Source organism: Nocardioides sp. AE5, assembly GCF_031844485.1.
Lineage (GTDB): Bacteria > Actinomycetota > Actinomycetes > Propionibacteriales > Nocardioidaceae > Nocardioides.
In genome coordinates this window covers 1-14,753 of record NZ_JAUZVI010000020.1, presented here as the reverse complement: position 1 = coordinate 14,753, position 14,753 = coordinate 1, and the positions used below count along the sequence as shown (strand labels likewise).

The following is a 14,753-nucleotide window of genomic DNA, read 5'->3' as shown; positions in this document are numbered from 1 at the left end:
CTAGGTCGACCCGGACGCCCTCGGGTGAGGTCATCTGGACAACAGTCGCCGCACCCTCCGAGACCGTGCACTGGGCCGTCGGGGCGTCACCGAGGGCAACCTCGAACGCTTGCCCGTCGATCTCGATGGTGCCGCGCGCCTCGCCAGTGGGACTCGTCGTGCCATTGGTTCCAGGCTCCTGAGTGGAGTCAGGGTCGCTGTCCCCGCAGGAGGCCAGCAGCCCGGCCATCAGGGCAACCGTTGCGATGCGTCGCACCATTCGCCTCCTCATGACTGGTACTTGACCTCGTCCGGGCAGATGACTTCGACGGAGATCTCGGCGGTCGGACCGTCCTGCACGGCCCAGGTGCCGGAGACCACCAGTCGACCCGCGCTGAACTCCGCAGAGGCGTCGACGCCCGGCAGCGGATCATGGCTCGCGACCTCCCAGTTGCCGTCGATGGCCGGGTCGGTCAACTCCCCCGACCAGATCCCGGAGCCGGCGAAGCTCAGGTTGTGCCCCTCGTCCGAGACCAGGTTCAACACCGTGGCACCGCCCTTGGTGAGGATGCACACCGGAGGGAGCCCGGCGTCGTCACTGAAGGTGAGGTCGAAGCCCTGGCCATCGATGGTGACCGTTCCGCGGGCCGGACCGGTGACATCGGGCTGTGCGTCATCGGCACCAGCGGCCGGTGCACCTTCATCAGCAGTTGATGGCCCAGACGACGGCTCGGCATCGTCACCGCCACATGCCGTCAACGCAAGGGCCAGCACCGGAGCGAGCACGAGCGCTCGTGCGAGCCGTGTCGGACGTCTGGTCATGGTCATGGCATCCACCTGTTCACTCGCTACCCACGCGCACCGCGACGACAGCCGCGGCATCGTCACCGACTGTCGCCAGGAAGAGGTGCCCGTCGTGGACAGGGCCCAGCCAGTTGGGCGAACCGTAGCCGGGGTGGAGGTCCTCGGGCTCGTGGGCGGCCTGCAGGGCACCGTCGGCGACCTCGATCACGGAAGAGCCGCCGAAGATCGTGTCGAGGACGACTCCATCGACGACCGGTGCCGACGTGGTGGTGTTCCGGAAGCCAGGGAGGGTGAAGCGCCACTCGAGTTCGCCGTCGGCCAGGTCCAGTGCGACCAGCTCACCGCTGCCGTGATGGGCGATCAGGAGGTTGTCCTCGGCGGAGAGCGAGCTGAAGGCGTGTTCGAAGTCCAGGCCGTCCGGGGCGCCGTCGTCGGCGCTCAGGCTGGGCAGCTGCCAGGTCTCGGTGAGTTGGCCGTCGTCGATGCGGAACCCGAAGAGGGTGCCGACGCGGGGTGTGTTGCCGTCCTGGTCGCGCATCGCGACGGCGATGCGATCGTTGCTGGTAACCAGGTGGAGACCATCCGCGACCACGGTCCCCTCGATGCTGACGGCGGAGAGGTCGGCTCCCGTGGCGGGGTCGATGGCTGCGAGCTCGTGGTCCGACCTGGGGCCCCGGACGACGATGAGGCTGCCCTCGGCGTCGGCGATGACGGGCGCCAGGTGCGGGTTGTGGTGCCAGAGCTTCTTGATCGCTCCGCCGGTCGTCTCCCAGCCGCTGAGGTGACCGAGGCTTCCGGGCACGACGACGACGTCTCCGAACGTCTGCATCGCACCGCAGTAGGTCTCCGGCATCCGGGTGCCCGAATCATCGAGGGCGACCACCGCCCCACCATCGGAGAGCAGGGCCAGGGCATTGTGGCTCTGGTCGTTGTGCTCGGTCTCTGCGCCCAGGACCACTGCCAGGTGGTCGTCGCCCGCCGCGGTGATCGAACAGTTGGCCACCACGTCGGGCAGGCGCCAACGCTCCTCGCCGGTGACGGCGTCGAGCGCGACCATGACCGAGCCGCCGTCCGTGACCTTGCCGAAGGCGAACACCATGCCGTCCACCGCGCGCAGCGGGTTCTGGATGGAGGTCCGGGCCACGCCGTCGAGTGGCTGGATCCACGCCGCATCACCCCCGACCGAACCCGTCGCGCCGGTCGCACTGCCCGCTCCGCTCACCTGGGCGATCAGCGCAGCGAGGATGAAGGAGTGGTCCCCGGTCAGCGCGACGTCCAGGATGCAGTTGTCCAGGTCGGTGCCGACCAGACCGGCTGCCCGGCACGCCTTCTCGGCCTCGGCCCGCTCGTCGGGGTTCGCGTCGTCCAGGTTGGCGGGGGCGTAGGGGAAGTCGCGGTCGGTGAAGGTCTCGGTGGACTCTCCGGCTTCGTAGTGGAGGAGTGACTCCTCCTGGGTGACCCGCCAGGTGTCGGCGAACTCGGCATGCACCCGGGCCGGATCCGCGAGCACGGCGGTGTCGAGGACGTCTCCCCCGCGGGCCTTCAGGTCGTTGGCCGGATCGCCGTCGGCATCGCCCAGCAGGCCGGTTGCGCCGGTGGCGCCCGTAGCGACCTGGACCGACAGGCTCGAGCCCGTCAGGCGAACCCAGATCATCGTGTCGTCGGCACCGGCCAGCACGACCATCGACCCGGTCCACAGCATCGACCCGGCACCTACCGGAATCGCCTCGCCGCGGCTGAGCGCACGGGGCTCGTCGTCGATGAACACCGTGATCTCCGGCCCGGCGTGCAAGGACACCGTCGTTCCTCCGAGGTCGACGGCGAGCGCGGTGTTGACCGAGATCCGGTCGGAGTCGCCGTGCGGCTCCTGGCGCACGTGGGCCACGACGGCGTCGGACTGGTGGAGCACGAACTCGCCCACCAACTGGGAGTCGTAGGCCTGGCCGTCGATGGTGCGCAGGTGGACGTCGCCGCCGGACGATCCGCAGTCGCCGGTGCAGGGGTCGGGCGGCTCGTTCTCCAGTTCCAGTGGTACCCACGCGATCAGACCACCTCCGAGGGTGCCTGCGCCAATGAGGACGGCGGCGACGGGGCCACTGAGGGACAGGGCGGCCGCGGCGAGGATGGTTGCCGTACCGCCGGCGAGGAGGCCACCGCCCAAGCCGAGAAACTTGAGCAGCTGGCGCCTCCGCGAGGACCCCTCGACCACCTCGACGGTCGAATCCTCGATCACGCTCGGACCGTCCTGTTCGTCGCCGAGGAACCGGTAGAGGCCCTTGTTCCAGCGATGCACGAAGAGCTCGTGTCCGTCCAGGCCGGCTTCTGCGGCACGGTCCGGATCAGGGGTGGTCTGCAGGAACAGGTAGTGACTGGTCAGGGTGTCACCGGGCGCGATCTCCTTGATGAACGTGAGGTCAAGGTCCCCGCGGTCACCGGGTCGCACATGTGTCGCCGACTTCTCGTAGTCCGCCGTCGCGATCTCGACGAACAACTGTGCGTCCTCGGCCACGACTCCCTCGGCAGCGGCCCTCACCTCTGCGGGGGCGTCGGCGAGGCGACTGGACCACTCGTCCTCGGTCACGCCCAGCAACCCGGTGGCGAGGTTGATCGAGGTCAGCGCCTCGTCCTCGGCATCGAGCACCTTGGGGTCGAACCCGTCGACCGCGGTCCAGGTCAGTCCGTCCTCGAGCACGACGGGCGAACCGGCATTCTGCCGGGCGTGGTCCACCACCTGGTCGATGACGCTGATGCGATCGGATCCCTCACCCTTGGCGAGGTCCAGGTGGATCAAGACGTCCTGGACGTCGCGTCCCTCGGGGATCACGTCAGTCACGGCCAGTGCCGTCGCGCCCGGTTCCGTCGCGCCGCCGTTGTCGTCCTCGCTGTCGCCGTCGGGGTCGGCCCCTCCGGTGCACGCCGTGGCGATCATGCTGAGCGTGACCAGGAGCACCGTCCACCGCAACAGCAGGAGCCACCGGGTCTGATCTTCTCGATTCGTCACGACGACTCTTCCAGCAACGAGGGGCGGCAGGCGCACCGGAGCGATGGCCCGTAGGACACCTCAGACCTTCGTCGGTCCGGACGGGATTGCCAACGGGTCCGGATACTCATCTGGAATCGGTGAGTGACTCATTCACCAACTACGCCCCGCGCTACGATTCCCCGTGGGAAAAGGGAGCCATCCACCCGCATTGCCTCCGTAGCTCAGCTGGATAGAGCAGGTCACTTCTAATGACAAGGCCGCAGGTTCGAATCCTGCCGGGGGCGCCAGAGCACGACCCAGAGGAGTGAGGACCATCCATCACGGCGTACGACGCTCCGTTCTGTCGGCGCTCGCCGCGACGCTCGTCCTGCTGGCAGGCCTCCTTGCCGCGTGTTCGGGCACACCGGAGGGCTCGGCGCGCCAGGCATCGACCGAAGAGGTGGTCGTGCCGGCCGACGGGCTCGACCTGGTCGGCACGCTCCGCTTGCCAGCCGGTGACGGTCCAGCGCCCTTGGTGGTGATCGTGCACGGCTCTGGGCCCCTGGACCGCGACGGGACGCTGCCCGGCCAACTCGGCCTCACCCTGCCCACGCCGGTGCCGGCGTACCGGGAGATCGCCGAGGCCCTCCAGGCCCGGGGGTACGCCGTGTTCACCTGGGACAAGCGCACCTGCGGCCCGTTCAACGGTTGCGCGGAGAACGACTATCCCCCGCCGACCGACGACCTCACCCTGGACACGTTGCGCGGCGACGTCGGTGCGGTGATCGACACCCTGATCGCCCGCGAGGACATCGGCGAGGTGGTCCTGATCGGTCACAGCAAGGGTGGCACGATCGCGGCCGGGGTGGCCTCCGCCCGCGACGACCTGGCTGCGCTGGTGCTGCTGGCCACCCCGGAAGGTCCACTGCCCGAGTTGTTGCAGGCCCAGGCAGAGAAGTTCGAGGAGATCGTCGCGGCGTCGGGACAGTCCGCCGACGAGGCCGTGGCCGGTCTGCACCAGATGGCAGACGACGTACGTGCGGTGGCCGAGGGGGATCTGGAGGGTACGCCGATCAGCGGAGCCAGCCGCCGGTTCTGGGCCTCCTGGATCGCAGCGGCCCTCGCCGCGCCTGACCAGCTGGAGCAGGTGGATGTCCCTGTCCTGGCGCTGGGCGGCGGCCATGACTGGAACGTGCCTCCCGCCCAGGTGCGTGCCTGGGGGCAGCACCTGGGCGGAGACGACGAGGTGATCATCGTGGATCAGATCACCCACGCCCTGACCCGCCTCGGCACCGAGGATGTCGACGAGATCACCGCCGACGACGTCGGTGAGCACGTGGATCCGACGGTGATCGACGCCCTGGTCACCTGGTTGGACGCGGCCCTGGTCTCATGACCGGTTCATGACCGGAACGGCACCGTGGGAAAGTCCACCGGCACGGCCAGGGCGACATTGATGTAGTTGGTGAACAGGTTCAGCGCCACCTGGCCGATGGTCTCGACGATCTCCTCGTCGCTCCAGCCCTGATCGCGCACCGCCCGGACGTCGGCCTCGGTGACCTGGCCGCGCTCCTCGACGAGCTTGAGCGCGAAGACCAACAGCGCCGCAATCCGCGGGTCGTCGGAGTCGCCGGTCTGGGCAGCGGCGAGGGCATCCCGGCTGACCCCCGCCTGCTGGCCGAGTGCGGTGTGGGCGGAGAGGCAGTAGGAGCACGCGTTCCGGTTCGCGACGGCCACCGCGATCTGCTCACCGATGGCCGCGCCGAGGGTGCCCCCTCCGAAGGCCCCGAACGACCCCCACATGCTGCTCAGGGCTGCGGGCGAGTTCGCCACGGCCCGGAACATCGCGGGCACGGTTCCGAACGCTGCGTTGATCTGGTCGAACTGCTCCTTGACCGGGCCTGATGCGGACTCGGGCTCGACGAGGGGGACGAACGACATGGGACTTCTCCTTCTCGGTTGGGTGTTTGGACGTCGCTCACCTTGCCACGCCATTCCAGACGATTTGATTTATATCGTCCTGAATTCGCGTCTGATCGTCTGGAATAATCCCCTGCGTGACCACGCTCGATCGAATCTCACCACTGTTGGAGCGGTTCCGGGTCCGCACCCGCCTCTTCCATGCCGGTCCCCTCTGCGGGGTGACCACCTTCGACGCCCAGCCCGGCCGCGCCTTCCTGCACGTGCTCCGTCGGGGTGAGATGGAGATGACCTATCAGGCGCCCGGCGGCCGCTTGCACCACAGCCACATCACCGAGCCCTCCCTGCTCTTCTACCCACGACCGCTGGAGCACGCCTTCCACAACGCGCCCACCGAGGACTCCGACTTCGCCTGTGCCACCCTCGAATTCGACGGCGGCGCCAACCACCCCCTTGTCCGCACCCTTCCGCCGGTGATCGTGCTCCCCCTGGACGCCGTGGACACCCTGGCACCAGCGCTCGACCTGCTCTTCGCCGAGGTCGACAACGTGCGTTGCGGCAACCGGGTCCTCGCCGATCGACTCTTCGAGGTGCTCCTGATCCAGCTCTACCGATGGCTCCTGGATCACAGTGCCGACCTGGCACTCCCGTCGGGCCTGCTGACCGGACTGGCCGACCCCCAACTGGCTCCGCTCCTGGTCGCACTGCACGAGGATCCCGGGCGTGACTGGACCCTCGCTGCGATGGCCGACGCCGCACACCTCTCCCGCAGTTCGTTTGCCCTCCGGTTCCGGGAGACGCTCGGCCAGACTCCCGGGGACTATCTGACCAACTGGCGGATCACCGTGGCGCAGGAGCGGCTTCGCGGTGGCGCATCGATCACCCGCACTGCCGGTGAGCTCGGCTATGCAACTCCAGCGGCGTTCTCGCGCGCCTTCACCCGGAAGGTCGGCTGCTCGCCCCGCGCTTGGTTGACCAGCGCGCCCTGACCCGTCGGTCAGGCGCCGCGCGCGCCGTACTCCTTGATCTCAGCGGTCAACTCGGCCCTGACCACGTCCGGGGCGAACGAGGCGTCCACGGCCGCCTGGGCCAGGTCGAGGAGTCCCTCGGCGTCGAGGTTGAGCAGGTCGGCAGCGATCTCGTACTCACGGTTCAGCGTGGTGCCGAACATCGGGGGGTCGTCGGAGTTGATCGAGAACCGCACGCCCGCGTCCCGGAAGGCGCGCAGCGGATGCTCCTCCAGCGCGGCCACCGCACGGGTGGCCACGTTGGACGAAGGGCAGACCTCCAGGGCGATGCCCGTCTCGGCCAGGTGGGCCAGGAGGGCAGGGTCCTGCGCTGCCGACGTACCATGCCCGATCCGCTCCGCGCCGAGCACCCAGATCGCATCCCAGACCGTCTCCGGTCCGGTGGTCTCCCCCGCATGCGGAACGCTGCGCAGGCCAGCGGCCCGGGCGGCGTCGAAGTGGCGCTGGAACTGCGGTCGCGGTACGCCGATCTCCGGGCCGCCGAGCCCGAACCCGACCAGCGCATCGGTGCGGTGCTCCAGCGCGAAGCCGAGGGTCGCGTCGGCCGCCGGGAGGCCGCTCTCGCCGGGGATGTCATAGATCCAGCGCAGTACGACGCCGAAGTCGCGCTCCGCCCGGCGGCGGGCCTCCTCGAGTGCCTCGGTGTAGGCCTCGATCGGGATCCCGCGGATCACCGAGGTGTAGGGGGTGCAGGTGAGTTCGGCGTACTTCACGTTCTGCGCCGTGCCGAGCTCGCGGGCGACCTCATAGGTGAGCATCTCGACGTCCTCCGGCGTGCGGATCAGGTCCACCACCGCCAGGTAGACGTCGATGAAGTGCGCGAAGTCACGGAAGGCGAAGAAGTCGGCCAGGGCGTCGGGGTCGCTCGGTACCACGCCGGGGTGGCGCTCGGCGAGTTCGCTGACGATGCGCGGGGACGCGGAGCCCACGTGGTGCACGTGGAGTTCCGCCTTGGGCAGCCCGGCGATGAAGGTGGTCGGGTCCCAGGTGGCGTCGGTTTCGCTCATTCCACGCAGTGTGCCAGTGGGCCGGGACCGGCTCCAATCAGCGCGGCGCGACAGCCTTGGCCAGGCGCTCCTGGCCGCGGGCACAGAGCGTGATGATCCGCTGGTCGTCACGCTCGTCGTCGGGCGCATCGGCGATCCGGGTCGCCTCGTCGTAGTCGTCCAGGGCCAGGTGCCACAACTGCAGTGCGTGGTGCGGTTCCATCGGTTGGGCATCGATCGCCTGGCCGAAGGCGAGCAGGTCGCCCCGGGCACGGTCGGCGAGGTTGCGGGCCTGGGCAGTGCCGGCGGCCTTCCGGATCCCGGCCGAGCGGCGGCGACGGCGCCACCACTCCAGCAGCGCGCGTCCGCGGAAAACCAGGAGCGCCCCCACGATCACCACGCCCACGCCGATCGCGATCCAGCGGCTGATCACCACGCCGCGACTGGGTTCCTTGCGGGTGCGCTGCCACCCGTTGTCGGTGCGGCTCGTGTGCCGGTCGGTGATGTAGCGCTCCAGCGCCGCCTCGAACTCTTCCTCGCCGCGGTCGTGGACGACCAGGTCGACCAGCGCAACGAACTTCTCCTGCTCGGTGCCGTCCAGCAGGTCCACCGCCTGCGCGGCCGAATATGCGGAGCCGTCGTCGGAGGCGACCCCGCGGGTCGGCAACGATGTCGGGCTGAAGACGAGGACGGCGCGCTTGCGGCCGAGGTCCGTCGCGCTCTCCTCCAGCACCCGGTGTGCGTGCAGGCGGGCCGAGCGCCGGTCGTCGGTGCTGACCTCGGCAAGCGCAACGACCACGATGTCGCCCTCCGCCTCGGCGACGAGGTCACGGATCTGCTGTTCCTGCTCCGCGCCGAGGCCGGCTCCCTCCTCGATCCGGACCTCGGACTCGGCATGGGCCGGGGCGGCCAGCACCAGCATCGGCAGGAGGAGGGCGCAGAGCAGTCCCCCGCGCAGGGCTCGGGCGGCGTGGAACAGGTGTCGCGTCATCGGTCGAATCCCGCCAGGTAGGAGCGGTTGCGGCGTGTGGCGAGGCGGACCAGGAGCACGAGATACCAGAGCAGGACCGAGAGCGCGACCCCCACCAGGAGCGCCTGGATCAGCCACGGGTTCGTTGTCTTCGTCTCGCGGCGCTGCTCCATCTCGGCAGGGATCTCGTCGATGAGTTCCAGCAGGGCGGCCCGGTCGGTGAACTGGCCGGGATGGAGGTACATCCTGTCCACCTCGTCATCGAGGACCTGCAATGCCGGGAGCCTGCCCTGGGTGATCAACACGTAGACGCCCGGCTGGTCCAGGTGCTCGACGATCCGCGCCAGGTGCACGGCCCCCTGGCCGCCGGTGTCGTCGCCCGGGTCGACGGCCATGACGATGAGCCGGATCTGTTCCGGGCTCCGCTCGATCGCCGCGCGCACCTGGTCATCCACCAGGTCCGCGGCGTCGCTGCCGGCCAGGAGCGGGTCGACGTACACCGGGTCATCGCGCAACGCGTCGACCACGCCGTCGAGGCGTGGCGTGGTGATGGCGGGGTCGGCTGCCAACCGTTCGGGTTCGGAATAGCTCCACTGGTCGGTGAAGAGGAGGATCAGCCAGGTGATCGCCAGGATCGGGCTGAACACCAGGGCCGCCCACTTCAGCATCTTGATCCTCAGCGCCTGCGCGGAGACGAAGTTCTCGAGCAGGCCCACGCCGGGCCGCTTCATCGCGCCTCCAGTGCTGCCAGCAGCGAGCGGCGTGCCCACCGCTCGTCGAGGGAGCCGAGGCCGGTGGCGGTCCACACGTCGTCGGTCTCGTAGTAGGGCTCGACGCGACCGTCACTGTCGGCGACCAGCAGCGAGACGGGCCGCTCGCCGGCCATGACCGCGCGGGCGCAGGCGGCGCAGCACGGCACCGTGACCTGCTTGCGCTTCAGCGCCGTGGTGGCCTTGTGGGAGGGGTGGAAGAAGCAGCGCCGGTTCGGCGTCCAGCCGCCCAGGGAGCGTTCGCCGTCGGCGACCAGGAGGTGCACCGCGATCCGGTCCCGGTCGCGCTCGGAGTCGACGTACGCCGCGGCGGCGTCTGCGCAGGCCTGGGCCCGGTCGTACGCCGCATCCCCCGGTTCGCGCTTGCTGCGCGCAATCGCCTCGACCAGGCCGGTGAGCTCCTCCTGCACGGAGAGGCTGGTCAGGTTCGCCACCATCGGGTCCAGCTCCGGTTGCTCGGCTGCGCTGCCCAGGACGGCCCGGCGCGCGGCGTGGCGCCACCGCCACGCCATCAACGCCACGGCGCAGCACAGCACGCCCGCGATCACGGCCAGGCTGCGCGGCGAGAAGTCCTCATTGGTGCTGCGCCATTCGGGCCGTGGCGCGCCCACCTGGTCGACGAGCAGGGAGGTGTCGCCGCTGAGTTCGTCCAGCAGTTCTGCCGCCGTCGGCGGCTGCTCGGCAGCGAGGCACAGGAAGATCCAGGCCCAGGCCACGCTGGTGGTGCGTCGCCACCTGTCGGGGTCGCCGGCAGCGGCGACGAGTTCCTCCGCGATGGCGTCGGTGGCCACCCGCAGCGCATCGACGTCCGCGTACAACTCGGGGTCGGCGGTGCTCACGGAGACCTGGTCATAGACGGAGGCGACCAGCACCCCGTCGGGAACCTGGAGCATCTCGAACGGCTCGGTGGGCACGTCATCGGAATAGTTGGAGGGGAGGACGCCCTCGATCTCCGTCCACAGTGCCACCCGGACCGGCGCCCCGAAGTCTGCTTCGGCCATCGCCGTGGCAAGTCGGTCGCGCCACAACTCGAGGTGCCCCGAGGCGACCGCGGGTTCCAGGTAGAGACCGCTCTCGGCGAGGTCGGCCCGTGCCTGTGCCAGTCGGGCACCGTCGTCACGGTCTCCGTCGTCGCCGTACGCCGGGCCCACCACGAGCGCAGGCAGCATGGCCGCAGCGAGGAACAGGGCTGCAACCAGGCCCCGGGCACGATCCATGGCAGGAACCTATCCCGGCGCGGCGGCCCCCAAACCGGCTCAGCCGGCCTCGATCCCCTTGGCGGTGTTGGCGGCCAGTTCCTCGATGCTCCGCCCGGGCACCACGTCGCCGTTGACGACGACGGTCGGGGTGGAGGTGACCCCCCGTTTGGAGGCATCGTCGTTGGCGTTGATGATCCACTGGCGGAAGCCGAGGCTCTCGATGCCGGCCTGGACGTCCTCGGCCTTGGCGCCGGCCTCGACGGCCAGCGCGACCAGGTCGGCGTCACTCGGCGTCGTACCGCTGGGCTGGTTGGCGAAGAGCAGTTCGTGCATGCGCAGGGCCGCCTCGCCGCCGGTGGTGTCGAGCACGACGGCCATCGCGTTCATCGCGCGCGCCGAATAGTTGTTGAGGAAGGCCATCGGGCGATAGACGACGTACGCCGTCCCGTCGGCGGCTGCCTCCATCAGGTCCGCATGGGCGGCGGTCTGGAAGTCCGCGCAGTGCGGACACTGGTAGTCCTCGAAGATCTCCACGGTGACCGGGGCGTCGGGGTCCCCGACGCCGATGCCGTACTCCCCTGCCGTGCCGACCGGTGCCGCACCCTGGTCAGGCGTCCCCGGGTCGACCGGGGTGGCCTCGGACTCGGTGGGCGCCGGGGCTTCGCTGCTGGGGGCGGTCGAGGTGCTCTGGCCTGGGCCCTGGGCCTCTTCGCCGGTGGTGTCGCGGTTGGACTGCACCGCCCAGCCGATCCCCAGGATGGCGATCAGCAGCAGGACGATGCCGCCGCCGATCAGGAGATTGCGCTGCTTGGGAGTCATCGAGTGGTTACCTCTTCTTCTGCGTGGGTGTTCGGTGCGTCGTGGGTGCCTTGGGGGTGCGGCGCGAAGAGCACCGTGTCCAGGGCGAGGCGGCTGGCCGGGCGCCAGACCAGCCAGGCCGAGGCGAGCAGGAGTGCGGCGTCGCGGGCGAGGTCGAGCGGATATTTCGAGGTGGCGTCGGCGTCGAAGCCACCGCCGCCGAAGCAACCGCAGTCGATCTGCAGCCCGCGCGCCCAGGCCGAGGCGATGCCGACGATGAAGGCGGCGAAGAGCAGTGCGGAGACGAGGGCGTTGGCCCGGACCAGGACGCCGAGGACCAGGCAGGTGCCGACGATGATCTCCAGCACGGGCAGCAGGTGGCCGATGGCCGGGACGATCGCCTCGGGCAGCAGGTCATAGGCGCGGACCGCGCGGACGCTGGCTGCCGGGTCGGGCAGCTTGAGGGCACCGGCCACGATCCAGACGCCGCCGGTGACCAACCGGAGAACGAGGCCGATCCAGCGGGACATGCCGCCATCCTAGGTCGTGTTGGTAAACGCTCGGCCGTCGCGAGCGTGGCATCCGCGGAGTGCTTGGCAAGGCGGAGGAGGGAGGCGATGCGCCAGCATCGTCGACTGACGACAACGCTGTCCACGTGCCCGTGGGGCCGCGCGCAGCAGGCCATGGCGTTTACCAACACGGCCCAGGTCGGCAGCCTGAGACGAGACTGAATCGTCGGCGGTGGCCGTTGGCGGGTTCGGGCCACGCGCGTCGGGGGCCCGGTTCGTGCAATGGGTCGGGCGGTTCGTCTAGTGTCGATGGACGTGAGCGACAGACTGGTGTGGATCGACTGTGAGATGACCGGCCTCGACCTCGGCGCCGATGCGCTGATCGAGGTGGCGGCCCTGGTGACCGACTTCGAGCTGAACGTGCTCGGCGACGGGGTCGACCTGATCATCAAGCCCCCGGCCGAGGCGCTGGAGCAGATGAACGACTTCGTGCGCGAGATGCACGTGAAGTCCGGACTGCTCGAGGAACTCGAGGGGGGCATCACCCTGGCCGAGGCCGAGGAACAGGTGTTGGCCTACATCAAGGAGCACTGCCCGGACGGGTCACGCCCGCCGCTGGCCGGCAACACGGTCGCCACCGACCGCGCCTTCCTGGCCCGCGACATGGTCGACCTCGAGTCGTTCCTGCACTATCGGATCGTCGACGTCTCCTCGATCAAGGAACTCTCTCGCCGCTGGTTCCCCCGTGCCTATTACGCCTCCCCGGAGAAGCGGGGCAACCACCGGGCCCTGGCCGACATCCAGGAGAGCATCGAGGAGCTGCGCTTCTATCGGGAGGCCGTCTTCGTGGCGCCGCCCGGGCCGACCTCGGAGCAGGCCCGCGAGATCGCAGCGCGGCACGGCGGCGCCATCACCGGGCTCACTGGTGACCCCGATTCGACTCCCACCCCCTGAGAGAGGCTACAATCCTCATCGGTCACGACGCCCCGGCGTCGGAGCCATGGTGGGTATAGCTCAGCTGGTAGAGCGCCGCGTTGTGGTCGCGGATGTCGCGGGTTCAAGTCCCGTTACTCACCCCAAGGTGAACTGGCCCCTGACCTGCATCGAGCAGGCCGGGGGTCGATTCGCGTTCGGGCCCGTACGCCGTCAGCGGAGGAGCCGTCGCTAGCGTGGACGCCATGAATCCTGCTGGCACTCCGAGCCGTTCCGACTATGACGCCATCATCGTGGGCGGCGGGCACAACGGCCTCACCAGTGCGGCGTACCTGGCGCGTGCCGGGCTCTCGGTCCTGGTCCTCGAGCGACTCGAGAGCACCGGCGGGGCGGCGGTCTCGAAGCAGGCGTTCAGCGGCCACGAGGCGCGGTTGTCGCGCTATTCCTACCTGGTCTCGCTGATGCCCGAGCAGCTCGTCGCCGACCTGGGGCTCAACCTCGAACTGCGCTCGCGCGAGGTGGCCAGCTGGACGCCGTACGTCCGCGACGGGCGTCCGCAGGGATTGCTGGCCCAGCGCCCCGAGGGACGCAGGACGCGGGAGTCGTTCGAGGCGCTGACCGGGTCGCCGGACGAGTACGCCGCGTGGCAGGCGTTCTATGGCGAGGTCGGCGCCCTGGCCGCTGCGGTCTCCCCCACCCTGCTGGAGCCGTTGCGCCCCGAGGTGGAGATCGCGGCGCGGGTGGAGGAGCAGGTGTGGACCGACAACGTGAAGGAGCCGCTCGGTGCGGCGATCGAGCGGCGTTTCTCCGATGACCTGGTGCGTGGCGTGGTGGCGACCGATGCCCTGATCGGCACCTTTGCCGACCTGGCGGATCCGTCACTGATCCAGAACCGCTGCTTCCTCTACCACCTGATCGGCAACGGGACCGGCGAGTGGAGGGTGCCCGTCGGCGGCATGGGCGCGGTCACCGATGCACTGCTCGCGGCGGCCGTCTCTGCTGGCGCGGAGGTGATCACCGGCGCGACGGTGAGCGACATCTTCAGCGATGGCAGCAACGGCGAGGTCAGCTGGCACGACGGTCGCGGGCACCGTTCGGCGTCGGCCCGGTTCATCTTGTCCAACGTGGCGCCGTGGGTGCTGCGCAACCTGCTCGGCGAGGAGCCCGATGCGGCGTCGAAACCGAGCGGGTCGCAACTGAAGATAAACCTGCTCCTGGACCGTCTCCCCCAGCTGGCCTCCGGGGAGGACCCGGCCATCGCGTTCGCCGGCACCCTGCACCTGAACGAGTCCTGGGGCCAACTGCGCCGTGCGTACGACGAAGCCGCGGCCGGGCAGGTGCCGAGCGAACTGCCCGGCGAGATCTACTGCCACTCGCTCAGCGACCGGTCGATCATGGGCTCGTTCGACGGCCACACGCTGACCTATTTCGGACTGCACACTCCGGCGGCATTGTTCGAGACGCCGGGCAACAAGGAAATCGCCGTCGAGCGCGCGCTCGCCTCGATCCAGCAACACCTGGCCGAGCCGCTGCTGGACTGCATCGCCACCGACGCCGAGGGCCGGCCGTGCATCGAGGCGAAGGTCCCCCAGGAAATCGAGGCGGACCTGGCCATGCCTGGCGGCCACATCTTCCACGGCGACCTGGAGTGGCCGTGGGCCCCGAAACGGGCCCTGCTCGATACCCCCGCCCAGCAGTGGGGCGTCGCCACCGAACTCGACAACGTGCTCCTCTGTGGCTCCGGGGCACGCCGCGGTGGCGCGGTCTCCGGGATCGGTGGGCACAACGCGGCGCAAGCGGTGCTTGCTTCTCTCTGAGCCCCTCGCCGCGCACGGGTTCAGATTGCGAGGAGTTGTTCTTCGAGTTCGGCGAGGTGTTCGGGGTCGGGTGGGAGG

General features: G+C 69.6%; 14 protein-coding genes and 2 tRNA genes. 6 read left to right on the top strand and 10 right to left on the bottom strand.

From position 1 onward, the window contains the following. From Q9R27_RS18605 to Q9R27_RS18595, 3 genes are all read right to left on the bottom strand, one after another. On the bottom strand, positions 1–256 hold a 256-nt coding region (locus Q9R27_RS18605), incomplete at its 3' end, for a hypothetical protein (RefSeq protein WP_311253902.1). A gap of 11 nt (positions 257–267) precedes the next feature. Further along, the gene (locus Q9R27_RS18600) at positions 268–807 is read right to left on the bottom strand and encodes a hypothetical protein (protein WP_311253901.1); all 540 of its coding nucleotides are present in this window, start codon (positions 805–807) and stop codon (positions 268–270) included. A gap of 13 nt (positions 808–820) precedes the next feature. Continuing rightward, on the bottom strand, positions 821–3,784 hold the full coding sequence (locus tag Q9R27_RS18595; RefSeq protein WP_311253900.1) for a PQQ-binding-like beta-propeller repeat protein: 2,964 nt from the start codon (positions 3,782–3,784) through the stop codon (positions 821–823). A gap of 192 nt (positions 3,785–3,976) precedes the next feature. Here Q9R27_RS18595 and Q9R27_RS18590 point away from each other — a divergent pair. After that, positions 3,977–4,053: transfer RNA gene (locus Q9R27_RS18590), tRNA-Arg, on the top strand. Between the two features lie 17 nt (positions 4,054–4,070). Then, positions 4,071–5,141: an alpha/beta fold hydrolase gene (locus Q9R27_RS18585; protein WP_311253899.1), complete on the top strand. Its 1,071-nt coding sequence runs from the start codon at positions 4,071–4,073 to the stop codon at positions 5,139–5,141. Between the two features lie 5 nt (positions 5,142–5,146). Here the strand turns inward: Q9R27_RS18585 and Q9R27_RS18580 are convergent, their stop codons facing one another. Beyond that, positions 5,147–5,686 (bottom strand): peroxidase-related enzyme, encoded by a 540-nt coding sequence (locus Q9R27_RS18580; RefSeq protein WP_311253898.1) that lies wholly within the window; start codon positions 5,684–5,686, stop codon positions 5,147–5,149. 116 nt (positions 5,687–5,802) lie between these two features. Between Q9R27_RS18580 and Q9R27_RS18575 the strand changes: the two genes are divergently transcribed. Continuing rightward, the gene (locus Q9R27_RS18575; protein ID WP_311253897.1) at positions 5,803–6,654 is read left to right on the top strand and encodes an AraC family transcriptional regulator; all 852 of its coding nucleotides are present in this window, start codon (positions 5,803–5,805) and stop codon (positions 6,652–6,654) included. Positions 6,655–6,662: 8 nt separating this feature from the next. Here Q9R27_RS18575 and Q9R27_RS18570 read toward each other — a convergent pair whose 3' ends face one another. The 6 genes from Q9R27_RS18570 to Q9R27_RS18545 are packed head-to-tail and all read right to left on the bottom strand — an operon-like array spanning position 6,663 to position 11,946. Then, positions 6,663–7,700, bottom strand: coding sequence for an adenosine deaminase (locus Q9R27_RS18570; protein ID WP_311253896.1), 1,038 nt, complete (start codon positions 7,698–7,700; stop codon positions 6,663–6,665). 37 nt (positions 7,701–7,737) lie between these two features. Continuing rightward, positions 7,738–8,670: a hypothetical protein gene (locus Q9R27_RS18565; RefSeq protein ID WP_311253895.1), complete on the bottom strand. Its 933-nt coding sequence runs from the start codon at positions 8,668–8,670 to the stop codon at positions 7,738–7,740. Further along, positions 8,667–9,380 (bottom strand): hypothetical protein, encoded by a 714-nt coding sequence (locus tag Q9R27_RS18560; protein WP_311253894.1) that lies wholly within the window; start codon positions 9,378–9,380, stop codon positions 8,667–8,669. Before Q9R27_RS18560 ends, Q9R27_RS18565 begins: the two co-directional genes overlap by 4 nt. Next, positions 9,377–10,636: a hypothetical protein gene (locus Q9R27_RS18555; RefSeq protein WP_311253893.1), complete on the bottom strand. Its 1,260-nt coding sequence runs from the start codon at positions 10,634–10,636 to the stop codon at positions 9,377–9,379. Before Q9R27_RS18555 ends, Q9R27_RS18560 begins: the two co-directional genes overlap by 4 nt. A gap of 39 nt (positions 10,637–10,675) precedes the next feature. Next, positions 10,676–11,437, bottom strand: a complete 762-nt coding sequence (locus Q9R27_RS18550; RefSeq protein WP_311253892.1) for a thioredoxin domain-containing protein — start codon at positions 11,435–11,437, stop codon at positions 10,676–10,678. Further along, positions 11,434–11,946, bottom strand: a complete 513-nt coding sequence (locus Q9R27_RS18545; RefSeq protein ID WP_311253891.1) for a DoxX family protein — start codon at positions 11,944–11,946, stop codon at positions 11,434–11,436. Before Q9R27_RS18545 ends, Q9R27_RS18550 begins: the two co-directional genes overlap by 4 nt. Positions 11,947–12,234: 288 nt before the next feature. On the opposite strand from Q9R27_RS18545, the gene orn reads away from it, so the two are divergent. The 3 genes from orn to Q9R27_RS18530 all read left to right on the top strand — a co-directional run bounded on the left by orn (position 12,235) and on the right by Q9R27_RS18530 (position 14,675). Further along, positions 12,235–12,879, top strand: a complete 645-nt coding sequence (gene orn / locus Q9R27_RS18540) for an oligoribonuclease (RefSeq protein WP_311253890.1) — start codon at positions 12,235–12,237, stop codon at positions 12,877–12,879. A gap of 49 nt (positions 12,880–12,928) precedes the next feature. Beyond that, positions 12,929–13,004 (top strand) — tRNA-His (locus Q9R27_RS18535). A gap of 99 nt (positions 13,005–13,103) precedes the next feature. Continuing rightward, positions 13,104–14,675, top strand: a complete 1,572-nt coding sequence (locus Q9R27_RS18530) for an NAD(P)/FAD-dependent oxidoreductase (RefSeq protein ID WP_311253889.1) — start codon at positions 13,104–13,106, stop codon at positions 14,673–14,675. Positions 14,676–14,753 lie beyond the last annotated feature (78 nt).